The organism is Mesorhizobium sp. B2-3-11, from assembly GCF_006442215.1.
Taxonomy (GTDB): Bacteria; Pseudomonadota; Alphaproteobacteria; order Rhizobiales; family Rhizobiaceae; genus Mesorhizobium; species Mesorhizobium salmacidum.
This window is the reverse complement of sequence record NZ_VFVS01000002.1, coordinates 199731-221882: the sequence shown is the minus strand read 5'-3', so window position 1 is coordinate 221882 and position 22152 is coordinate 199731. Positions and strand designations below refer to the sequence as shown.

The 22152-nt window shown below is 63.2% G+C and carries 22 protein-coding genes and 1 pseudogene; 10 read left to right on the top strand and 13 right to left on the bottom strand.

Annotated features, from left to right (window positions below; translation table 11 throughout):
* Window positions 1–53: 53 nt before the first annotated feature.
* From FJ960_RS04505 to FJ960_RS04480, 6 genes are all read right to left on the bottom strand, one after another.
* Window positions 54–560, bottom strand: a complete 507-nt coding sequence (locus FJ960_RS04505; RefSeq protein WP_140712156.1) for an L-2-amino-thiazoline-4-carboxylic acid hydrolase — start codon at window positions 558–560, stop codon at window positions 54–56.
* A complete protein-coding gene (locus tag FJ960_RS04500) occupies window positions 557–1342 on the bottom strand; it encodes an ATP-binding cassette domain-containing protein (RefSeq protein WP_140712154.1) in 786 nt (261 codons plus the stop codon). Before FJ960_RS04500 ends, FJ960_RS04505 begins: the two co-directional genes overlap by 4 nt.
* Window positions 1339–2223: an ABC transporter ATP-binding protein gene (locus FJ960_RS04495; protein WP_140503127.1), complete on the bottom strand. Its 885-nt coding sequence runs from the start codon at window positions 2221–2223 to the stop codon at window positions 1339–1341. Before FJ960_RS04495 ends, FJ960_RS04500 begins: the two co-directional genes overlap by 4 nt.
* Window positions 2220–3050, bottom strand: a complete 831-nt coding sequence (locus tag FJ960_RS04490) for an ABC transporter permease (RefSeq protein WP_140712152.1) — start codon at window positions 3048–3050, stop codon at window positions 2220–2222. The genes FJ960_RS04495 and FJ960_RS04490 overlap by 4 nt, the downstream gene beginning before the upstream one ends.
* Window positions 3047–4033 carry an ABC transporter permease gene (locus FJ960_RS04485; protein ID WP_140712150.1) on the bottom strand — a complete coding sequence of 329 codons (987 nt, stop codon included), beginning with the start codon at window positions 4031–4033 and terminating at the stop codon, window positions 3047–3049. Before FJ960_RS04485 ends, FJ960_RS04490 begins: the two co-directional genes overlap by 4 nt.
* A gap of 149 nt (window positions 4034–4182) precedes the next feature.
* Entirely contained in the window at window positions 4183–5793 is a 1611-nt protein-coding gene (locus FJ960_RS04480) for an ABC transporter substrate-binding protein (RefSeq protein WP_140712148.1), read from the bottom strand.
* 365 nt (window positions 5794–6158) lie between these two features.
* Between FJ960_RS04480 and FJ960_RS04475 the strand changes: the two genes are divergently transcribed.
* Entirely contained in the window at window positions 6159–7349 is a 1191-nt protein-coding gene (locus FJ960_RS04475) for a Xaa-Pro peptidase family protein (RefSeq protein ID WP_140712146.1), read from the top strand.
* 206 nt (window positions 7350–7555) lie between these two features.
* Here FJ960_RS04475 and FJ960_RS04470 read toward each other — a convergent pair whose 3' ends face one another.
* From FJ960_RS04470 to FJ960_RS04460, 3 genes are read right to left on the bottom strand one after another with little or no spacing between them, the layout of a single operon-like run.
* Window positions 7556–7972: a cupin domain-containing protein gene (locus FJ960_RS04470; RefSeq protein ID WP_140503117.1), complete on the bottom strand. Its 417-nt coding sequence runs from the start codon at window positions 7970–7972 to the stop codon at window positions 7556–7558.
* Between the two features lie 6 nt (window positions 7973–7978).
* A complete protein-coding gene (locus FJ960_RS04465; RefSeq protein ID WP_027144632.1) occupies window positions 7979–8836 on the bottom strand; it encodes a phosphoenolpyruvate hydrolase family protein in 858 nt (285 codons plus the stop codon).
* 9 nt (window positions 8837–8845) lie between these two features.
* On the bottom strand, window positions 8846–10042 hold the full coding sequence (locus FJ960_RS04460) for a Tm-1-like ATP-binding domain-containing protein (protein WP_140503113.1): 1197 nt from the start codon (window positions 10040–10042) through the stop codon (window positions 8846–8848).
* 139 nt (window positions 10043–10181) lie between these two features.
* Between FJ960_RS04460 and FJ960_RS04455 the strand changes: the two genes are divergently transcribed.
* The 7 genes from FJ960_RS04455 to FJ960_RS04425 all read left to right on the top strand — a co-directional run bounded on the left by FJ960_RS04455 (window position 10182) and on the right by FJ960_RS04425 (window position 16908).
* Entirely contained in the window at window positions 10182–10859 is a 678-nt protein-coding gene (locus FJ960_RS04455; protein WP_140503111.1) for a TetR/AcrR family transcriptional regulator, read from the top strand.
* Between the two features lie 366 nt (window positions 10860–11225).
* Window positions 11226–12542, top strand: coding sequence for an ABC transporter substrate-binding protein (locus FJ960_RS04450; protein ID WP_027144635.1), 1317 nt, complete (start codon window positions 11226–11228; stop codon window positions 12540–12542).
* A 69-nt stretch (window positions 12543–12611) separates the two neighbouring features.
* A complete protein-coding gene (locus tag FJ960_RS04445; protein ID WP_015315632.1) occupies window positions 12612–13517 on the top strand; it encodes a sugar ABC transporter permease in 906 nt (301 codons plus the stop codon).
* A gap of 1 nt (window position 13518) precedes the next feature.
* Window positions 13519–14478, top strand: a complete 960-nt coding sequence (locus FJ960_RS04440) for a carbohydrate ABC transporter permease (protein ID WP_027144637.1) — start codon at window positions 13519–13521, stop codon at window positions 14476–14478.
* On the top strand, window positions 14475–14705 hold the full coding sequence (locus FJ960_RS04435; RefSeq protein ID WP_140503109.1) for a hypothetical protein: 231 nt from the start codon (window positions 14475–14477) through the stop codon (window positions 14703–14705). The genes FJ960_RS04440 and FJ960_RS04435 overlap by 4 nt, the downstream gene beginning before the upstream one ends.
* Window positions 14702–15805 (top strand): ABC transporter ATP-binding protein, encoded by a 1104-nt coding sequence (locus FJ960_RS04430; protein WP_140712144.1) that lies wholly within the window; start codon window positions 14702–14704, stop codon window positions 15803–15805. Before FJ960_RS04435 ends, FJ960_RS04430 begins: the two co-directional genes overlap by 4 nt.
* Window positions 15805–16908 carry an ABC transporter ATP-binding protein gene (locus FJ960_RS04425; protein WP_140712142.1) on the top strand — a complete coding sequence of 368 codons (1104 nt, stop codon included), beginning with the start codon at window positions 15805–15807 and terminating at the stop codon, window positions 16906–16908. The genes FJ960_RS04430 and FJ960_RS04425 overlap by 1 nt, the downstream gene beginning before the upstream one ends.
* A gap of 6 nt (window positions 16909–16914) precedes the next feature.
* On the opposite strand, the gene FJ960_RS04420 is transcribed toward FJ960_RS04425, so the two are convergent.
* Together FJ960_RS04420 and FJ960_RS04415 are read right to left on the bottom strand one after the other, a co-directional pair.
* Window positions 16915–17346: a DUF4437 domain-containing protein gene (locus FJ960_RS04420; RefSeq protein ID WP_140503104.1), complete on the bottom strand. Its 432-nt coding sequence runs from the start codon at window positions 17344–17346 to the stop codon at window positions 16915–16917.
* Between the two features lie 117 nt (window positions 17347–17463).
* The gene (locus FJ960_RS04415) at window positions 17464–18435 is read right to left on the bottom strand and encodes an AraC family transcriptional regulator (protein ID WP_140712140.1); all 972 of its coding nucleotides are present in this window, start codon (window positions 18433–18435) and stop codon (window positions 17464–17466) included.
* A 177-nt stretch (window positions 18436–18612) separates the two neighbouring features.
* On the opposite strand from FJ960_RS04415, the pseudogene FJ960_RS04410 reads away from it, so the two are divergent.
* Window positions 18613–19828, top strand: a pseudogene (locus FJ960_RS04410) (MFS transporter).
* A 113-nt stretch (window positions 19829–19941) separates the two neighbouring features.
* On the opposite strand, the gene FJ960_RS04405 reads toward FJ960_RS04410, so the two are convergent.
* On the bottom strand, window positions 19942–20289 hold the full coding sequence (locus FJ960_RS04405; protein WP_140503098.1) for a GFA family protein: 348 nt from the start codon (window positions 20287–20289) through the stop codon (window positions 19942–19944).
* A gap of 116 nt (window positions 20290–20405) precedes the next feature.
* Between FJ960_RS04405 and FJ960_RS04400 the strand changes: the two genes are divergently transcribed.
* Window positions 20406–21701, top strand: a complete 1296-nt coding sequence (locus FJ960_RS04400; protein WP_140712138.1) for an amidase — start codon at window positions 20406–20408, stop codon at window positions 21699–21701.
* A 24-nt stretch (window positions 21702–21725) separates the two neighbouring features.
* On the opposite strand, the gene FJ960_RS04395 is transcribed toward FJ960_RS04400, so the two are convergent.
* Entirely contained in the window at window positions 21726–22115 is a 390-nt protein-coding gene (locus tag FJ960_RS04395) for a hypothetical protein (RefSeq protein ID WP_140712136.1), read from the bottom strand.
* Window positions 22116–22152 lie beyond the last annotated feature (37 nt).

Sequence of the window (22152 nt, the reverse complement as noted above, 5' to 3'; positions counted from 1 at the left end):
CTTTGGGCTCAGCCAGAGCTGAACCTCAACGCATTCTTAGGACGATAAATTGCTTAGCCGGCATCTCGATTGGTTAGTACGATGTGGCAGCAGCCGGAGCCGCGGCCCGGCGTCCAGGTGATGTTGTCGAAGCGCACCCCGGTCGCCTCGAAGAGGCCGCGGTCGAAGGCGCCGGCGATGCGGCAGAGGGTCGCGAGCTTGTCGTCGCCGACACCAGCCTCGACCCAGGCATCCTTCAGCGGGCAGCGCTTGACCTTGAAGGCGATGCGGTCATCGCCGCGTTCGACATCGGTCGGGTACATCAGGCCGCCATCCGGGCTGACAGCCAGAAACGCCTCGCCGATTGCTGGCGCATCGTTGGGGCCGAAGGCGGCAAAAGCGGCCGCTGCAACCTCCCTACCACGCTGTTCGATGGTGCGGATCATGATCGCCTCGGCTCTTTCGGCGCCCACTTCGCCGGTGAGTTCGTCGAGGAACAGGCGATAGAGATCGGCCCGGTTGCGGAAGGCGGAATCGAGCTCGCGCGACAGTTTCTCGGCTCTGGCTTCGGGATCGGTCATGATGCGTCCTGTGTGGTCCTGTGTAATCTCGGGGCGGCTGCCACCAGCGCCTGGCCGATGGCCGATTGCGGTGCACCGATGACGGTTCGGGCACCACCGCTCTCGGCGATCCGACCGGCATCGAGAAGGATGACACGGTGGGCGACCGCCCGGACGACGCCGAGATCATGCGAAATTAAGAGATAGGCGATCCGTTCCTCGCGCTGCAGGTCGAGCAGCAGATTGAGGATCTGGCCGCGCACTGAAACATCGAGCGCCGATACCGCTTCGTCAAGCACGATCAGCGACGGTTTGGTGGCGATGGCGCGGGCAATCGCCACGCGCTGCCGCTGACCGCCGGAGATTTCGTGGATGGCGCGGGGCGCAAGATCGGCCGCCAGGCCGACCCGTTCCAGCAGGGCAGCGATGCGGCGCGGGCGCTCGGATCGCGAGGCGACGCCGTGGATGCGCAAGGGGTCGTCGAGGACGCGCGCCACCGTGGCGCGCGGATTGAAGGCGGCGAGCGGATCCTGGAACACCATCTGCAGGCGGGCGCGGCGCGCACGCAAGGCCGCGCCGCGCAAGGCAAGGAAATTATTGCCTTCGAATTCGATGCTTCCGCTATCCGGCTCGATCAGTCGCAGCACCAGCCGCGCGATTGTCGACTTGCCGCTGCCGGAAGGGCCTGCCAGCGCCAGCGTTTCGCCTGGCTCGATATGGAAGGAGACATCGTCCACCGCGGCGAGGGTCTTGCCGCCGCGACTATAGCGTTTGATGAGATTGGACACCATGAGCAGGCTCATGCATTCAGCCCGCTTCGGTTCAGCAACGGCTCGGCGTCGAGGCCGATATGGGCGTCGAGCAGCGCGCGTGTATAGGCTTGCGTCGGTGCGTTGACGATTTGCCCAGTGCCGCCGATTTCGATCAGTTCGCCATGACGAAATACGGCGATGCGTCCGGCAAGCTCGGTGGCAAGCGCAATGTCATGGCTGATAAACAGCAGCGTCATGCCGTCCTCGGCCACCAGCCGTCGGATCAGAGCGACGATCTCGGCCTGCACGACGGTGTCAAGCGCGCTGGTCGCCTCGTCGGCGATCAGCAGTTTCGGCCCGGCAGCAATCGCGGCGGCAATGGCCACACGCTGCTTTTGACCGCCGGAGAGCTGGTGCGGGAAGGCGTGAATGGTGGAGTCAGGGTCGGGCAGGTGGACGCGTTCGAGCAGTGTCTCTGCCCTGGCATAAGATGCTGGCCAGCCGAGACCAAGATGGGTGCGCACCACTTCCGCGATTTGTTTGCCGACGGTCATCACCGGGTCGAGGCTGGCTGATGGGTCCTGGAAGACGAAGCCAATGTCGCGGCCGCCGAGGAGGGTATGGTTTGGCACGGAGGCAGACTTTCGCCCCCTGCGCCCTGCGAGGTCCCCCTCCGGCAGGACAGAGGGGGGTGCCTTGGCACCCAACGATGAAAGGGAGAACCACTCGATGCTCCCTTCTGCCCTGGCGGACTGCGGCAACAACCCCGCGATCGCCAGCGCCAGCGTGCTCTTGCCCGAACCACTCTCGCCGATGATCGCCAGCCGTTCGCCTGCCTGGACATTGAGAGTAATGTTCTTCAGCGCCGCGACCTCGCTGCCATCGCGGCGGTAGGTCACCGTCAGATCGCGGATCGACGCCAGCACCGTCACGACAGACCCCTGCGCACGGCCGTCGTCTCGACGATGCCTTCGCCGGCGAGATGGACGCCCAATACCGTCAGCACCAGCGCAATGCCCGGAACGATCGAGAGGAACGGCGCGGTGCGCAAGACAGCGCGCCCTTCCGCGATCATTCCACCCCAGGTGACGCGGTTGGGATCGCCGAGGCCAAGGAAGGACAGGGCCGCTTCAGTGAGGATCGCGGCGGCGACTATGACCGACGACATCGCCAGCACCGGCGGCAAGGCATTGGGCAGCACTTCGCGAAAGGCGATCTCCAGCGGACTCATGCCGATGACGCGGGCACCGGCGACATAGTCGCGCTCACGGATCGACAGCACTTCCGCGCGCGCAATGCGCGCTGGCCCGGTCCAGGTGCCGAGCGCTATCGCCACGACGACGACGCCGAGCGAGGGGCCAACCACACTGACGAAGGCCAGTGCCAGCAGGAAGCCAGGTACGGTCTGGAACGCGTCGGTGATGCGCATCAGCACGTCGTCGACGAGGCCGCCGGCAAAGCCGGCCAGCGTGCCGACGATCGCGCCGATGACGAGGGCCGCGGCGGCCGCGGCAAGGCCGACAGCAAGCGAGGTACGGGCGCCATGGAACAGTTCGGCCAGTACGTCGCGGCCGAGCCGGTCGGTGCCGAGCGGCAGCGACCAATCCTGGAATGGCGGCAGCAGCGCGGGGCCGGCAATCGCTTGCGGGTCCCCGGGAAACAGCAGCGAGGCCGACAGCGCCATGGCAAACAGCACCGTCAAAAGAATAGTGCCGGCAACCGCTTCGGGCGTGCGCAAGAAACGGCGCAGACGGTTCATGCGCCCGCCTCACTGGCGCCGACGCGTGGATCGAGAAAGGCATAGGCGATGTCGACAAGAAGGTTGATGAGGATGACCAGCACTGCGCTTGTGAGAATGATGCCAAGCAGCAAGGGGGCGTCGCGCGCGGCCACCGCTTCCTGCGCCAGCCGGCCGAGGCCGGGCACGGCAAAGACGTTTTCGATGACGACGCTGCCCCCCAGCATCTGCGCCGATTGCAGGCCGAGCATGGTGACCAGCGGCAGCAGTGCGTTGCGGGCGACATGGGCGAGCACGATGCGGCGGCGCGATAGCCCCCTGGCGCGGGCGGCCAGCACAAAATCCTGGCGCCAGACCTCGGCCATGCCGGCGCGCATCATGCGCAGATAAAGCGCCAGATAGATGAAGCCGAGTGCGGAAACCGGCAGTACCAGATGGATAGCTATGTCGGCGGCGCGGTCCACACCGGTCTTGTCCGAGGCCAGCGTCTCGACGCCGCCGACCGGCAGCCAGCGCAGGTCGACGGCGAAGATTACGATCAGCACCAGGCCGAGCCAGAAGCCGGGCACCGCGTAGAGCGCCAGCGAGGCGACGGAGAGAAAACGGTCACGCAAACCGCCGGGCCTTGCGCCGGCATAGATGCCGAGCGTCGAGCCGAGGCCGAAGGAGAGCGCGGTGGCGCTGACCATCAGGATGAGCGTGGTCGGCAAGCGCTCGAGGATGACGTCGCGGATCGGCCTGGAGAAGGTGACGGACTGGCCGAGGTCGAGATGCAGCAATGCCCAGAGATAGTTGGCGAGCCGCGTCAACTCCGACTGGTCAAGACCCCAACGGTGGCGCAAGAGCTCGATCATGCCGGCATCGCCGCCGGTCGAGACGATGTAGGCGTCGACTGCATCACCCGGGGCAGCTTCGAGCAAAAGGAAAGTGCCGATGACGACGATCAGCAGTACGAAAATGCTGCCGACGAGGCGACGGCGGAGGAGGACCAGGGCACGGGTCATGGCAACAGGGCGCCGGTTGCAGACGCTAGAGGTCGCGCCCTACGGCGCCCCCCTCTGTCCTGCTGGACAGTCCGGCAGGACCGAGGGGGGCGCGAAGGAACTCTCATTCTCCGGAGCTGAGCACCCCGACAGGCAATCCGCAAGGAAGATCAGCCTGCCAAATATGTGTCCGCCCAGTTCGAAACCGCCCAGCGCGGGTTGTTGGCGATGTTGCCGACCTTGTCACTGGCGACGCTGATGAAGCTCCATTCGGCGACGTTGATCAGCGGCAGGTCGGCCGCGACCTGCTTCTGGAACTCCTTGTAGAGGTCGATGCGCGCCGTGGTGTCGAGCGTTTCGGAGGCCTTGGTGATCAGCGCGTCGAGCGCGTCGTTCTTGTAGCCGCCTTGGTTGGAGAACGGCACGCCATCGGGAATGCCGCTCTGCACCAGGATGGTGGTCGAGATGGCCGGATCGCCCCGGAAGACCGGCGGGCCGACCGCGAGGTCGAAGGCGTGGTCGGTGTAGACCGCCTTGATGTGCGCCGCCGAGTCGTTGTTGACCAGTTGCGCGTCGATGCCTATTGCCGCGAGCGCCTGGCGCAAATAATCGCCGAACTGTTTTGTCTCGTTGAAATAGGGGGCCGGCAAGAGCTTGAGCGAGAAGCGGTTGCTGTCAGCGCCTTTCTTGTAACCGGCTTCATCGAGCAGCGCGTTGGCCTTGGCGACGTCGAAGGCATAAGTCGGCACGTCGGCGGTATAGAATTGCGGATCGTTCTTCGGCACCGGGCCGGTGGCGGTGGCAGCATAGCCGAGGAACACCGTCTTGACGACGAAATCCTTGTCGATGGCATGCGCGATGGCCTGGCGCACCTTGATGTCGGCCAGTTCCTTGCGGCGATGGTTGATTTCGACCACGAGTTGATAGGTCAGGCCCTCATAACCCTTGGTGATGACCTTCAGGCCAGGAACCTTGGAGATGCGGTCGAGGTCGGCCAGTGGCACGGCGGAGAAAGCCGCGAGCTGGATTTCCTCGGCTTCGAGCGCGGCAGCGGCCGAGGTACGGTCGGGCAGGACCTGATAAATGATTTCGTCGAGATATGGCTCGTCCTTGCCCCAGTAATCGGTGTTCTTCGTCAGCCGGTAATACTGGCCGGCCTTGTACTCGCCGAACTTGAACGGCCCGGTGCCGATGGGTGCGTTGTTGGCCGGGTTGTCCTCGATCTTGCCGACTTCGTAGACGTGCTTCGGCACGACGCTCGACAGTGCCGGCAAGGCGTTTCGGATCAGCTGGAACGGCGTCGGCTTGGCGAATTTGAACACTGCGGTCAGATCGTCTGGTGTGTCGACCGCGCTGAGGTCCTTGAACACCGTGCGGCCGAGATTCTGCAGCGGCTTCCAGATCTGCAGCGCCGAGAAGGCGACGTCGGCCGAGGTGAACGGCTTGCCGTCATGCCATTTGACTCCTTCGCGCAGCTTGAACGTCGCCGACAACCCGTCGGCGGCCCCTTCCCAGCTCACCGCCAGCCGAGGTGCAAGCCCATCCTTGCCGTCGAAGGAGGCTTCGGCCAGCGTCTCGACGATCTTGCTGGAGATGAAGAAGACGCCGTTGGAGGCGACGATCGCCGGATTGAGATTGCGTGGCTCGGAATCGGCGGCAAGCACGAGCCGGCCGCCCTTCTTCGGCGTCTGTGCCCAGCTTGATGTCGGCATGGCCGTGGAGGCCAGCAGTATTGCCGAGCCGGTAAGCATGGTGCGCCTGGAAATGGTGAAACCTGACATGATCGAACTCCGTCCTCTCCGCGACCGGGCGCGACAACACCCCTCGAACGCCGGCGCGTGCATCGGCATTCTTGCGGCGGGATTATGAGCCTTGCCGAGGGTTTCGCCAGAGATGGAATTGGCGCATCCTTGCTTGGCTTTGAAATTTTCGTCCGCTGGACCAGTTAGCACAAGTCCATTCAATTCGGCTGGCTGGTAGGACCAGATCTGCGGATATATGGACAAATGACGCTTGATGACCGTCCGGGCGTTGCGTCGTAAACATTCTGGCTAGACCACAGTGAGAAAAATGGTGCAGATTTGATCGCGAGCCGGCGGATCGAGTGCGAAACAGCACCGATCCCGGGCAATTCAGGGAGAGAGTGATGAACATTGCGCCGGGCAAGAGTGCCGTCAGCAATATCCCGTTCGACCAGGCGAGGGTCGACCGGCTTATGGAGGAGGCCGGCATCGACGTGCTGCTTGCGACCTCCAAGCACAACACGCAGTATCTGTTGGGCGGCTACAAGTTCATCTTCTTCGCCGCCATGGATGCTATCGGCCACAGCCGCTACCTGCCAATCGTCGTCTACGAGAAGGGCGGGCCGGACCATGCGGCCTATATCGGCAACCGCATGGAGGGCGGCGAGCACCAGAACCATCCGTTCTGGACGCCGACGCTGCATGCCGCCTGCTGGGGCACGCTCGATGCCGCCAATCTCGCGGTCGAGCATGTCAGGAAGATCGGCAAGGGCGGTGCCCGCATCGGCATCGAACCCGGTTTCCTGCCATCGGACGCCTATGCGCTGATCCGCAAGGCGCTGCCGGACGCCCAGCTGATCGATGCGACCGACATGCTGGAGCGCATGCGCGCCATCAAGACTGACGCCGAGCTCGAAAAGCTGCGCACCGCCTCCGAATTGATCACGGATTCCATGCTGGCGACCATCGCCTGGGCGCACGAGGGCACGACAAAGAGCGAGATCATCGAGCAGCTCCGGCGCGAGGAGACCAATCGCGGCGCGCATTTCGAATACTGCCTGCTTACGCTGGGCTCCAGCCACAACCGCGCTTCGTCAAGCCAGGCGTGGAAGAACGGCGAGGTGCTGTCGATCGATTCCGGCGGTAATTATCACGGCTATATAGGCGACCTCTGCAGGATGGGCATTCTGGGCGAACCGGACGCGGAGCTGGAAGATCTGCTGGCCGAGGTCGAGGCCGTGCAGCAGGCGGCCTTCTCGAAGGTGAGGGCAGGTGTGCTGGGCGGCGACATGATTGCTCACGCCGAGGGTGTGCTGAAGACATCCAAGGTCGCGCCCTACACGGATTTCTTCGCCCACGGCATGGGCCTGATCACGCATGAGGCGCCGTTCCTGATGACCAACCATCCGGTGACTTATGAAGGCATTTATGCCGCCAAGCCGCTGGAGAAAAACATGGTGCTGTCGGTGGAGACCACCATGCTTCACCCGACGCGCGGCTTCATCAAGCTGGAGGATACGGTGGCGGTGACGGATGCTGGTTATGTGATGTTCGGTGATCGGGGCAGGGGCTGGAACAAGGGTGGTACGGCCTGATTGGATTGAGGTGCGCTGCCCCTCATCCGGCTGCCGCCACCTTCTCCCGTATAGGGGCTGGCAGAAGGGAGCTGTCGCAACCTCCGCGCTCGTCCTGCACCGTTGAAAATTGACGAAAGCATCGGTGTAGCGTCCTTCTCACCGTCACTTTACGGGGAGAAATGTCCGGCAGGACAATGAGGGGCGGCGCCGCCCCGAGCAGATCATCACTGTCCCGCCGGGATCAGCCTGAAATCCGGCAATTCACGCAACCCAAGCTCCGGTCCCGCCGGCGCATAAACCACGAAGAGCTGCATAGGCCCGTCACCAGTGTTGAGCGTCGAGTGGAATCGGCTTTCCGGCACATAGATGGTGCAGCCGGGGCCGACATTCTCGACCACCGGATTGCCCTTCTCGTCCTCGACCATCTGTTCGCCATGGCCCGAGATGACGAAGATGATTTCCTCGGCGCCCGGATGGTTATGGCGGGTATGGCCCTTGCCCGAGGGCAGGTCGACGACGCCGCCGGAAAAGCGGGTCGCGCCATTCACTTCGGGCGCAACGGTCAGGGACAATTTCCCCCAGTCGAAACCGAAGGCGCTGACGTCCTTCGGGTAGACAAACACCTTGCTCTTGTCGGCCATCTCTCATCATCCCTTCTTTTTCTTGGCGGTCTTCTCGCCGCCGAGCGCCTTGAAATCCGCTGTCTGCCTGGCGATCGCGGCTTCCGCGGGCAGCCGTTCCATCGAGCTCGCGCCATAAAAGCCGTGCAGGCCTTTGGCATGGGAGAGGATGTAGCGCGCATCGTCGGGCATTGAGATTGGGCCGCCATGGCAAAGCAGGATGACGTCCTTGCGTACCGAGCGCGCGGCCTCGGCAATGGCGTCGATGGCAACGACGCAGTCGTCGAGCGACTTGGCCGAGGTGGCGCCGATCGAGCCGCCAGTCGTCACACCCATATGGGCAACGACGATGTCGGCTCCGGCCTTGGCCATGGCGCGGGCTTCTTCGGGGGTGAAGACATAGGGCGTGGTCAAGAGATCGAGCTTGTGCGCCTCGGCGATCATGTCGACCTCGAGGCCGAAGCCCATGCCGGTCTCCTCGAAGCTCTGCCGCATGGTGCCGTCGAAGAGACCGATGGTCGGGAAATTCTGCACGCCGGAAAAGCCCATCGTCTTCAGTTCCGCCAGCAGCAGCGGCATGATGACGAAGGGATCGGTGCCGTTGACGCCGGCCAGCACGGGCGTGCGTCTGACCACCGGCAAGACCTCATAGGCCATCTCCTTGACGATCTCGTTGGCATTGCCATAGGCGAGCAGGCCCGCGGCCGAGCCGCGTCCGGCCATGCGGTAGCGGCCGGAATTATAGATGATGATGAGGTCGATGCCGCCGGCTTCCTCTGCCTTGGCCGACAGGCCGGTGCCGGCACCGCCGCCGACGATCGGCACGCCCTTGTCGATCATTCCCCGGAATTTCTTCAATATGTCCTTGCGCGGTATGGCTGGCATGTCTGGGGCTCACTGTCTGGCGATATCGAGAAAGGCAGCGACCGCGGCCCTGGCGAATTCGGGATCGTTGATGTGCAGCGGCAGGCGGGTGACGCGGCGCGTCGCAGCCGGCCTGATGGTGCGCTCGATGGCGTCGAACAGGACGGCATCGGCTTCCGGATCGAAGAAGGCGCCGCCTTCGATATCGAGTGCGGAAACGCCTTTTTCCGGGATCAGGAAATGCACTGGACCTTCGCAATGGGCGAGCCTGGTACCAATCCATTCGCCGATCGCGCGGCATTCCTGTGCGGTCGTGCGCATCAGGGTGACGTTCGGGTTGTGCTCATAAAACAGCCGGCCGCGATAGCGCTCCGGAATGGTCGAAGGCGCCCAGAAGTTGACCATGTCGAGCGCGCCCACCGAACCGACATAGGGCAGGCCGGTGCGGGCGATGGCACCGAAACGATCCTGCGTCGCCGGCAGCACGCCATTGAACAGCAGGTCGCAGACCTCCGTTGTGGTGATGTCGATGACACCCGACAGCAGGCCGCTGTCGGCCAATTTCTCCATGCTGCGGCCGCCGGTGCCGGTGGCATGGAAGACCATGCAGTCGTAGATGTCGCGCAATTGATCGGCGATTGCGGTCACGCAAGGCGTGGTGACGCCGAACATGGTAAGGCCGATCGATGCTTTGCCGTCCGCTGCCGTCGCCGGATTGCCTGCCATGCCCGCTATCGCCTGGGCGGCGTTGTGCAGGACGACACGAGACAGCTGGTTGAGGCCAGCCATGTCCGTCACCGATGGCATCATGATGATGTCGGATACGTCCACATAGGGAGCGGTGTCGCCCGAAGCGAGCGTCGAGACCATGATCTTGGGCAGGCCGAGCGGCAGCGCGCGCATGCCCGCGGTGATGATCGAGGTGCCGCCACCACCGCCAATGCCGACCACACCTGATATGTCGGTGCACGACTGGACAAAACGCGTGAATGCCCCAGCCATCGCCGCAACCGATCTGCCGCGGTCGTTGATGCCGAGCACCGCACCGCGGCCATCGGGGTGACAGGCGGCGACCTCCTCAGCCGAGACGTCGACCGGCACGGTCGCGCCTCGCGTGCCGATATCGACACGGCAAACGACGGCGCCCGTGGCTGCGATCGCATCTGCGAGGAAGCCGAGTTCCTCGCCCTTGGTATCGGCCGTGCCCACCACATAGACGCGCTTCATCTGCGCCCCCCTGTGCTGGCTGGCCCAAAGGTGGTGATGCTCAGCAGATGAAAGCTTTGTGCGCCATAAAGCGTCAACATAGCCACTCCAGGATAGGGGCTGCCATTGCAATTTTTTGAGACGCGCGTATCGTATTGGTATGAGTGTCTCACGTCAACAACCCGCAACGAACGAAGACACCGGTGAGAGAGCCGAACGCGGACCCCGCGCGCGTACGAAACGGCTGATGCTGGAGACGGCGACAAGGCTGATGCAGGCGGGGGCGACGCCCTCGGTCAGCGAGGTGGCGGAGGCGGCCGAGGTTTCCCGCGCCACCGCCTATCGCTATTTCCCGAGCCAGGCAGCCTTGGTGCAGGCGGTCGTCGACGAGGGACTCGGGCCGATCCTCACCTGGAAATCCACCGCCGCCGACGCCGAGCGCCGGGTCGCAGAACTGTTCGATACGGCCATGCCGCGCATCGAGGCCTTCGAGGCGACATTCAAGGCAGCGTTGAAGCTGTCGCTCGATCAATGGGCGCGACGCCAGGCGGGTACGCTGGGCGGCGAGCCTGCCTTCACGCGCGGCCATCGCGTCGAATTGCTGAAAGAGGCGCTCGCGCCGCTCAAGGGCCGCTTGCCGCCGCGCGACTTCAAGCGGCTGGCGCAGGCGCTGTCGCTCATCTTCGGCGTGGAGGTGCTGATCGTGCTCAAGGATATATGGGGGCTGGACAGCCCCCGGACGATGTCGGTCGCGCAATGGGCGGCGAGTGCGTTGGTGCGCGCGGCGATCGCGGAGTCGGCCACCGATACGCCTGGGATGACGCTGGCGACGACATAGGAATAGCGCTAATCTGGTTCTACCAGATTAGCGCGTCGACCACTCATAATACCCGCCATGCAAAAGTCCGCACAAGGCCAAAGCATATCAACGAGTAGGAAAATACAGAGAAAACAGTTGGATAAGTCTGAAATTCGACGGCTTTGGCAGGCATCGTTGCGCAAGAAAGGGCTTGACGGGCATTCATAATTGGTAATACCAGATTTGGAAAGAAAAGCGGATCGAAAGTGAGGGCTGCGACCCATTTCCGGACAGAGCGAGGAGGCTCCGAATTTCGGAAAGCGCGATCACCGGAGGAACTACCAGGGCCAGCTCCGTCGCCGGCTCGCAAGACAAGGTAGAATGCGCACAAGGGAGGAAATCATTATGCGCAAGTTAGTGACCAGCGTGCTTGCTGGTATCGGCTTAACGCTTGCCTGCGGAACATCCGTCTACGCGCAGGAAAAGTCGCTCACCATCTTCTGGGCGGAGTGGGATCCGGCCAATTACCTGCAGGAACTCGGCAACGAGTACGAGAAGGAAACCGGTGTCAAGATCACGGTGGAGACTACGCCCTGGTCCGACTTCCAGACCAAGGCCTTCACCGAGTTCAACGCTCATGGCGACGCCTATGACCTAGTCGTTGGCGACTCGCAGTGGCTCGGCGCCGGCTCCACCGGCGGCCACTATGTCGACCTGACCGACTTCTTCAAGAAGCATGATCTTGGCAACGTCATGGCACCGGCGACGGTGAAATACTATGCCGAGTATCCCGGCAACAGCGGCAAATACTGGGCGATCCCGCTCGAGGGCGATGCCGTCGGCTGGTCCTATCGCAAGGACTGGTTCGAGGATCCGAAGGAGAAGGAAGCCTTCAAGGCCAAGTACGGCTACGACCTCGACGTGCCGAAGGACTTCAAGGCGCTGCGCGACATCGCCGAGTTCTTCCACCGGCCGGATCAGAAGAGATACGGCATCGCCATCTACACCGACAATTCCTACGACGCGATGGCGATGGGCTTCGAGAACGCGCTGTTCTCCTATGGCGGTGAGTTGGGCGACTACACGACCTACAAGGTCGATGGTCACATCAACTCCGACAAGGCGGTGGCCGCGCTCGATGCCTATAAGGAACTCTACAAGTTCACGCCTCCGGGTTGGGCCAAATCGTTCTTCGTCGAGGACAACCAGGCAATCACGGAAAACCTGGCCGCGATGAGCATGAACTTCTTCGCGTTCTTCCCGTCGCTGATCAACGAAGCGTCGAACCCGAATGCCAAGAACACCGGCTTCTTCGCCAACCCTCCCGGTCCCAATGGCGACCAGTTCGCCGCGCTCGGCGGGCAAGGTATCTCCGTCATCTCGTACTCGCAGAAGCAGGAAGAGGCGATGAAGTTCCTCGAATGGTTCATCAAGGACGAGACCCAGAAGAAGTGGGCGGCCCTTGGCGGCTATACCTGCAGCCAGGCAGTGCTCAAGTCGCCTGAGTTCCAGAACGCCACGCCCTACAACAAGGCCTTCTACGAGACCATGTTCAAGGTGAAGGACTTCTGGGCGGTGCCGGAATATGCCGAACTGCTGCAGCAGCTGAACCAGCGCGTCTATCCCTACATAATCGGCGGCAGTGGCACCGCCAAGGAAACGCTGGACGCCTTGGCTGGAGACTGGAACGCGACCTTCAAGAAATACGGCCGCGGCCAATAATCATTCATGTCCCGCGGAGGGGGCGGTGTCGCCTCCTCCGTTTCTTTTTCTTGAACCGGGAGCAGGGTCTTGGCGACCACGATGATCACCACCCTCGACAGATCCTCGCGTGCCGCGGCGCGCGGCCTGAGCGATATTTCCATCCGCAATCTCTTCATCATCCCGACGGTTCTGTTCCTGATCGTCTTCAACATTTTCCCGCTGATCTACTCGCTCGGCTATTCCTTCACCGACTTCCGCGCGTCGACCAACGCGCCGGCGAATTTCGTCGGGCTGCAGAACTATCGCGACCTGCTCAACGACCCCTATGTCTGGTCGAACTTCGCCATCACGGCGAAATACGTGATTGTCTCGGTCGTCGGACAGTTGCTCGTCGGCTTCGGCGTGGCGATGCTGCTCAACCGGGATATTCCGCTCAAGGGTCTTATCACCACACTGCTGCTGCTGCCGATGATGCTGTCGATGGCGGTCGTCGGGCTGTTCTGGAAATTGCTTTACGACCCGTCATGGGGGGTCATCAACTATGCGCTCGGGCTCGGCAATTTCGAGTGGCTGGCCGACCCCAAGATGGCGCTTTACGCCGTCGCGCTGACCGACATCTGGATGTGGTCACCCTTCGTCATGCTGCTGTCGTTGGCCGGCCTGTCGGCGGTGCCGAAGCATCTCTATGAAGCCGCCGCGATCGACCGCGCCGGGCCGTTCTACACCTTCTTCCGTATCACGCTGCCGCTGGTCGCGCCGATCCTGATGATCGCGGTCATTTTCCGCACCATGGAAGCGTTCAAGACCTTCGACCTTGCCTACATCCTGACCAGCCAGCCGACGGCCGAGCTGATCTCGATCCGGCTCTACAAGATGGCGTTCCAGGAATGGCAGACCGGGCGCTCCTGCGCGATGGCCTACATCGTGCTGATCATGGTGCTGGCGATCACCAACATCTATGTCAAATACCTCAACAAGGTAAAGGAGCGCTGAGATGGCCGCCGTCCGCACTTCTTCCGAAATCACCTTCAACCGCGTCGCCATCGTCGCCGTGCTGCTGGTGACGATAATATTCCTGGCGCCGATCTACTGGATCGCATCAACGGCGTTCAAGCCGCGCAATCTTGCCACGACCATTCCGCCGACCGTCGTCTTTCAGCCGGAGATATCGCCCTTTGTGAAGCTGTTCACCAAGCGATCTCAATTGCGCAGTCCGCCGTCGCCGGAAGAGTACGCGGCCGCCCCATGGTGGGAGCGCGTCGTCTTCGACGGTGGCGAAAAGATCGTGCGCGACGGCAAGGGCCAGGTGCAGTGGTCCGGCTATCCGAGCCGCTTTCTGAACTCGCTGATCATCGCCATCACATCGACGGTGCTGGCGGTCGGCATGGGCACGTTCACCGCCTATGGGTTCTCGCGCTTCAAGGTGAAGGGAGAGGCGGACCTGCTCTTCTTCATCCTGTCGACACGCATGTTGCCACCCGTGGTGGTGGCGATCCCGATGTTCCTGATGTACCGCGCGGTCGGCCTCAACGATACCCACATCGGGCTGATCATCCTCTACACCGCCTTCAACCTGTCCTTCTCGGTGTGGCTGATGAAGGGTTTCATGGATGAAATCCCGAAGGAATATGAGGAGGCGGCACTGGTCGATGGTTACACCCGCATGGAAGCCTTCTTCAAGATCGTGCTGCCGGAGGCCGCCACCGGCATCGCCGCCACCGCCGTCTTCTGCTTCATCACGGCGTGGAACGAATATGCCTTCGCCCTGATCATGACCAACCGCCGCGCCCAGACCGCACCGCCGTTCATCCCCAGCCAGGTCGGCTCCGGCCTGCCGGACTGGACGGTGATCGCCGCCGGAACCTTCCTGTTCCTGCTGCCGGTCGCCATCTTCACCTTCCTGCTCCGCAATCATCTCTTGCGCGGCATGTCCTTCGGAGCAATCCGCAAATGAGCTTTCGCGCCATCAATCAGAAATATCTGGAACCGGGTTCGCAAATACTCATGGTGCTCGGCATCGTGGCCCTCTGCCAGCCCTGGAACATGCTGCTGCACGCCTATGGCCTGACCATCATCCTGATCGGGCTGATCGGCTTCAACATCACCTCGAAGATCGCACCCGAGGAACAGGCCGGCACCGGCCATGGCGCGGATGCGCGAAATCCGGGAGCACAGCATTGACCCAGATCGAGCTTCGCGGCGTCCAGAAATTCTTCGGTGCCGTCCAGGTCATCAAGGACCTCAACCTCAAGATCGCGGACAATGAGTTCATCGTGCTGCTCGGCCAGTCCGGCTGCGGCAAGACGACGACGTTGCGCGCCATCGCCGGGCTGGAAACCATCGATGAGGGGGATATCCTCATCGATGGCAAACCGGTCCAGCATTTGAAGGCGGCCGACCGCGATATCGCCATGGTGTTCCAGTCGTTTTCGCTCTACCCGCATATGAGCGTCTACGAGAACATCGCCTTTCCACTCCGCGCCACGCGCAAGAGCAAAAGCGAGATCGACCAGGAAGTACGTTCGGTCGCCAAAACGCTGCAAATCTTGGACCTGTTGGCCAAGAAACCGTCGGCGCTCTCAGGCGGCGACATGCAGCGCGTCGCCATCGGCCGGGCGCTGGTGCGGCGGCCGAAGGCGATGCTGATGGATGAGCCGATCGGTGCGCTTGATGCCAAGCTGCGCGAGGAGATGCGGGCCGAGATCAAGCGGCTGCACATCAAGCAGGGCTCGACCACCATCTATGTCACGCACGATCAGATCGAGGCGATGAGCCTGGCGGACCGCATCGTCATCATGCATGAGGGGGTGCTGCAGCAGGTGGGAACGCCCGACGAGGTCTATTCGCGTCCGGCCAACCTGTTCGTGGCCCAGTTCGTCGGCAGCCCGGTGATGAACGTCGCCGACGCGGCGGTCGCCGAGACGGCGTCTTCCGTTTCGGTCTCGGTCGGTGGAGCGGCTTCCGGCTTCGAGTTTCCCCGCACATTGCTGTCGAAGCTCAATGGCCATGCCAGTGGCAGCCTGGCGCTCGGCATTCGGCCCGAAGGGGTGCTCATTCGCCGTGACGCGGCCGATGGCTTCATGGCCGTCGAGACGCAGATCGTCGAACCGCTCGGCTCCTTCGACATCGTCGACCTCAAGGTCGGCTCCAAGATGCTGCGTGCCCGCACCAAGAGTGGCTACATTTCAGGCCCCGGCGAAAAGGTCTTTGCCAGGATCGATCCGACGCAGGCGCATTTCTTCGACAAGGCAAGCGGCAAGTCGCTTGAGGTGAGGCTCTGATGGCCCATATCCAGCTCAAGAACATCTCCAAGACTTTCGGCAACCACACGGCCTTGACCGGGCTCGACCTCGACATCGCCGATGGCGAATTCTTTGTCCTGCTCGGCGAAACGGGCGCCGGCAAGACGACGACGCTGCGTCTGATCGCCGGCCTGGAGAAGCCGAGCGAGGGGCAGGTCTTCATTGACGGGGTCGACGTCGCCGACTGGGGCGCGGCCGAGCGCGACGTGGCGCTGGTGCTGCAGCAATACTCGCTTTATCCGCGCTACACGGTGCGCGAGAATCTCGAATTTCCGCTGAAGCCGAAGATCCGCCGTCTGCCGGACGCCGAGATCAAGGACCGCGTCGACCGCGCCGCCCGCACGCTGCGGATCGAGCACCTGCTCGACCGCAAGACCGACCGGCTATCCGGCGGCGAGATGCAGCGCGTCTCCATCGGCCGCGCCATCGTGCGCAAGCCGCGCGTGTTCCTGATGGACGAGCCGCTGTCGGCGCTCGACGCCAAATTGCGCGAGGCGCTGCGCACCGAGTTGAAGAACCTGCAGATACAGCTCGGCGCCACCTTCCTGTTCGTCACCCACGACCAGATCGAGGCGATGTCGATGGGCGACAAAGTCGGCGTGCTCAACCACGGCCGCATCATCCAGACCGGCACGCCGCACGAGATCTACAACAATCCGCGCGACACCTATGTAGCGAGCTTCGTCGGCTCGCCGCCGATGAACCTGATCGACGGCAGGCTGGTGAACGGCCGGGCGGTGATGGCGCCGTTGAATTTCGAACTGCCTTTTGCGGGGGCGGCTAAAATCTTTGCGGGGGCTGGGGCGAGTGGGGCGACCGACGGTCGCCCGCTCGTCTTCGGCATCCGTCCGGAGGATGTCTATCTGGAAAGCGGCGCACCGGTCGAGGCGCGTGTCCACGACGTCGAGAACCATGGCGTGGAAAAGATCCTGACGCTGCGGGTCGGCGATACGACACTGCGCGCCACGGTGCCGGCCAGGACCGACGTCGCGATCGAGCAACCGGTGCGCTTTGCATGGAACCCCGACAAGGTGGTGCTGTTCGACAAGGGCAGTGGGGTCAGCCTGCGGTACGCGTCATAAGCGCGGCTATTTTGGCAGGTAGGTTTCGTATGGCGTGTCGTTGATCAACAGGATCACGCATTCCGTCTCCGACAGGCAGGCGTCGTCATGCATCTCATTGGCCTTTTGCGTCCAGTAGGAACCAGGTGGCAGTTCGACCTTGGTCGCCTCACCGCCTTCCATCTGCCAGTGCGCCCATAGACCCTGGATGACTACGGCGCGATAGTCGGCGGTGTGCGCGTGAACAGGAGCGCGCCAGTTGCCCGGGACTTTCAGCAAGGTGCCGGCAGGCCCCTTGGCCCGTTCGCCCCACAGTGGTCCCAGGCGCTGCGGCTGGTCCGGCGCCTCGGCGACGTAAGGGATCTTGCCTGCCGGCAGATAGCTATCCTCGAGGGCAAAGGCGCGTCCGGGAATGACCGACAGGACACCAAGCGCCAGCAGTGCGAAATGATTGGCCATGGGATTTCCTCCACGGACCAGATTATCCGCCGGAAGCCGGCCGGCAATGACGCTGTGTCCAAAAGACCTGGCAATTCCTCCAGCCGGGAAGGATTGGAGCGATTTCGTTGCCTGACGTCAGGACGGGTCGTCGCCGGCACCAATGTGGCGCAGATGGCTCGGCGCCACGCCCATCACCCGCTTGAAGGCGCGGCTGAAGGATGCTTCCGAATCATAACCCAGTTTCGCCGCCGCCACCGATACCCTCATGCCATCGCGGGCCAACCATTGCCTGGCTCGGTGCATGCGCACGCGCAGCACATATTTGGCCGGCGTCTCTCCGACCACTGTGGCGAAGCGCTGGGCAAAGGCGGAGCGCGAGGCTCCCATCATCCGCGCCAGCGCCTCGACGCTCCAATCGCGATCCGGCTGCAGGTGGATGGCTGCCAGCACTTTGCCGACGTCGGGATTGCGGACGGCGGCGATCCAGCCGGTGGCATCGCCACAGCCGTTCTCCACCCAGGAGCGGATGATCGTGGCGGCGAGCACATCGGCAAGGCGGGCAAGGATTCCGCCGGAGCCGACCCGGTCCATCGTCACCTCGCCGGCCATCGCGTCGAGCAGATGCTGAATACCCGGCGCGTTCGCCATCAATTTATGCGCCTGCATCAGGTTTGGCATCATGTCGAGCAGCGGATGCGAGCCGTCGAGATTGAAATGCATGCTGCCGCAAAACAGCAACGTCTTGGGCCCACCGCACTCGTTGGAGACGTCGTAGATGTTCTCGCACACCGGTTCGATCGTGTAGCGGCCGATCGGCACCGGAGGCACGCCGGGCGCGCTGGCCAGGACATGCGCGTCGCCGCGCGGGATCAGAAGCGCGTCGCCTACGGAGAGTTCGATCCACTCCCTGGCCGGCGAGAACAGCCAGCAACCCTGCTGGCCGATGAAATGAAACCGCGCTGCCTTCTGTGCGGGAAAGGAAACGGCCCAGGGCTCGCCCAACACGCAGCGGCCATAGTCGACGCCGTCGAGCCGTAATCCGAGCAGCATGTCGGTCAGCGGATCACCAGAAGTCGGCAGCGTCATTTTGGACGAATTGTAATTCATTCTGGTGTTTCTAGCATGGAAACTCCAACCCGTCACTCCCATGTTGCGCTGCAGCCAAATGCTGCGCTGCAAACAAACCGAAGACCGGCCGCATAGCCAAGTCATGGCGGCAAGGCGTGTAACGGTAGCCCGAGCCGGTTCGTTTCTATGTGGCGCTGCAAACATCGGAGACTGACCATGGCCGACCCCGCGACAGGCGCCATTGACGCCGCACTTCTGAACCCCGCAGAATCCGATGAACGAACCGAGCCCGCATGGGGCGCCGTGGTCTCGCTCGCCCTTGGCGTTTTCGGTCTGGTCACCGCCGAATTCCTGCCCGCCAGCCTTTTGACGCCGATGGCGCGCGATCTGGGCGTAAGCGAAGGCGTGGCAGGGGCAGGCGGTGACGGCAACCGCCATCGTCGGCGCCATCGCCGCCCCCACCATGGCCATCATCACAAGGCGCATGGACCGCAGGCTGGTGATGTGGATGTTGACGATGTTCCTCATCCTGTCCAATCTTGTCGCCACCTTTGCCTCGTCGCTGTCCATGCTTCTGCTTGCCCGTGTCGTGCTCGGCGTGGCCCTTGGCGGCTTCTGGGCAATGTCGGCGGCCATGGCGTTGCGGCTGGTGCCGATGCGGCTGATGCCGCGCGCCATGTCGATCATCCTGACCGGCGTGTCGCTTGCCACCGTTACCGCAGCTCCGGTCGGCGCCTATGTCGGCGACGTCTGGGGCTGGCGCACGGCCTTCATGATTGCGACGATCGTCGGGGCGCTGGCGCTGCTGGTGCAATTGGCCACCATTCCGAAGCTGCCGCCGATGGGGGTCGCGAGCTTCCGCACCTTGCTCGAGGTGCTGGAGCGGCCGTCGATCAGGGTTGCCCTGCTGGTGGTGCTGCTTGTCGCGTCCGGGCACTTTGCCGGTTTCACCTATGTCCGTCCCTTCCTTGAGAAGGTGCCGGTGCTCAACATCGAGACGATCTCCCTGGTGCTGCTGGCCTACGGCATAGGCGGTTTCTTCGGCAACATCGCCGGCGGCATCCTGGCCGAGCGCAACCTCAAGGCCGCGGTGGCCCTAGCGCCCCTGCTGATTGCATTGGCGGCCGCCTCGATGCTGATCCTTGGCACTTCGCCCATGGTCGCCGCCGCCGCCGTCGCGGGCTGGGGCTTTGCCTTCGGCGCGGTGCCGGTCGGGTTGCAGAGCTGGCTGGTGCGGGCAGCGCCGGACCAGGCTGAAAGCGCCGGCGGCCTGATGGTAGCGACCTTCCAGGTGGCGATTGCGATGGGCGCCGTCTTTGGCGGTCTGCTGGTCGACCATGCCGGCGTTGCCAGCGCCTTTGCCTATTGCGGCGCGGCGACGTTGCTGGCTGCCATCGTGGTATTCCTGCGCGGTCCGAAGCAGGCCGAATAGTCTCTCCCAACGGTCGTCCCTGGCAACGGCCCGAGAACCCTTACGGCTTTCGGGCCGCCGTTATTTTGAGGCAGCGGTGAACGAATAGCGGGCGATGGGGGATACTGGGAAGCTTAGACTGCCCGCCCGTCGAAGTCGAAGATCGGCAAGGCGGACGGGTCGAGACCGATGACGCAATTGATGTTGACGTAAGCGCTGCGTTCGCCGCCTTCGCTGGTGTCCTCGGCAAAAGGATGGATGCCGCAGGTTCGGCAGAAGCGGTGCGCTATTCTCGCCTCGCCGAATGTGTAGCGGCCAAGGTCATCGCCCCAGGCGACGAGGGTAAGCCTGTCACGTGGCACGGCCCATAGCAGCGCACCCTTGCGGGCGCAGATCGAGCAATTGCAGCGCACGACGCCCTCAAGCTCGCCCTCCACCTCGAACGCAACCTTGCCGCAATGGCAGCTGCCTTTGTACAGCATCAGTATCTTCCTATCGTTGGCAGGTGCAAAGGCACGCTGGCCGGGTTATCCCTTCGGCAGGCTTAGCGGCTGGTTGCCCTAAGGACGTTTCTATCCTGGCGGAGTCCGACATCGACATGCAATCAATCCGCGACCGTCTCGAAAACATCCTGTCACGTCTTGCCTATCGCGCGGCCGACGAGAAGGTCTTCACGAAGCTCTATGCCGAAGCGGCGCGCGCTGCCGCTGACGCCAGCGATGCCCGCAAAAGAGTGGTCGTGACGCTCGGGCCGCTCGACGGCACCATTGTCTCGATCAAGGATTTGTTCGATGTCGCCGGCGAGCCGACCACGGCCGGTTCGCTGATGCGCAAGACCGCCGCGCCCGCTATGCGCGATGCCACCATCGTCGGGAGGCTGCGCCAGGCCGGCGCCGTCATTATCGGCAAGACCAACATGACAGAATTCGCCTTCACGGCGATCGGCGACAACATGCACTACGGCACACCGGGCAATGCCGTCGATGCCAGCCGTATTCCCGGTGGTTCGTCCTCAGGCGCCGGCGTTTCCGTCGGCGAGGGGACGAGCGATATCTCCATCGGTTCCGATACCGGCGGCTCGATCCGCATTCCGGCGGCGCTCAATGGTGTGGTTGGTTTCAAGCCGACCGCGCGGCGGGTGCCGCTGTCCGGCGCCTTTCCGCTGTCCGGCACCCTGGACTCGATCGGGCCGCTTGCCCGAACCGTTGCGCAATGTGCCGCCACGGACGCGGTGATGGCCGGCGAGGTGCCGGCCGAACTGGCGGTCGTATCGCTCGCGGGACTTCGGGTCGGCGTGCAGCGCGGCGTTCTTTTTGGCGACACGGAAGGTGAAGTTGCCGCGGCGTTCGAGCATTGCCTCGGCAAGATCGTACAGGCCGGCGCGCGCATGGCCGATCTGGTGATCGACGACATGATCGCGGAGTTCAGGACCGCCACCAAGCGGGGCTCGATCGCTGCCATGGAAGGGGCGGAAGTGCATGCCGACTGGCTGGCGACAGGCGCACCGGTGCCGGTGGATCCGCATGTCAGCAGGCCGCTGGCGCGCGCCGCACTGCTGCCGACGCCGGTTTATATCAGGGCGCTCCGCCGCCGTGCCGCGCTTAGCGCCGCGATGGATGAGCGGCTGGCGTCGATCGATGTGCTGGCCCTACCAACCGTGCCGGTGACGGCGCCGACCATCGCTTCCCTGGCCGAGGATGCCGAACTGCGTGATCGTATCGAAGGACTGCTTTTGCGCAACACGCAGGTCGCCAACCAATTCGACCTCTGCGCAATCTCGTTGCCGATGCCAGGCATGAAGCTGCCTGCCGGACTGATGCTCGTGGCGCGCAATGGCCATGACAGTCGTCTGCTGAGTATCGCCGCGTCAGTGGAGGGGCTGCTGGGTGGTTGATCGCCAGTGAGCCGCAGTGGCGGATCAGCGCGATGAACAGTGCTTGCGTTCGCCGTCCTTGGCGGTGCGCACGATGTGGGTCGCGACCAGCCAGGGCAAGCTGTAATCCTTGCCGGTGATGGTCTGCGTGCGCTGCTCGATCGCGCCCCTGACCACGATCTTTCCGCTATAAAGCACGTCGGACTGATCGGTTATCGCTTTGTCGGCCTGCGGCAATCCGCTGGTGTCGATCGACACACCCTTGATGATCGTGCCGGTGACGAGATCGAGCGCGCTGCTCGATGGACAGGGCGCCTTGAAGCAGCGCGTCCCGTTGTCGCAATAGACATAGCTGCTCTCGGCCGCAGCGAGTGCCGGCAAGGTGCAGATGGAGGAAGTTGCGGCAATCAGAGATGCAAGGCGAAGACCGGGCATGGCCTCAACGTCGCGGAGAATTGGGGCGAAACCGCGA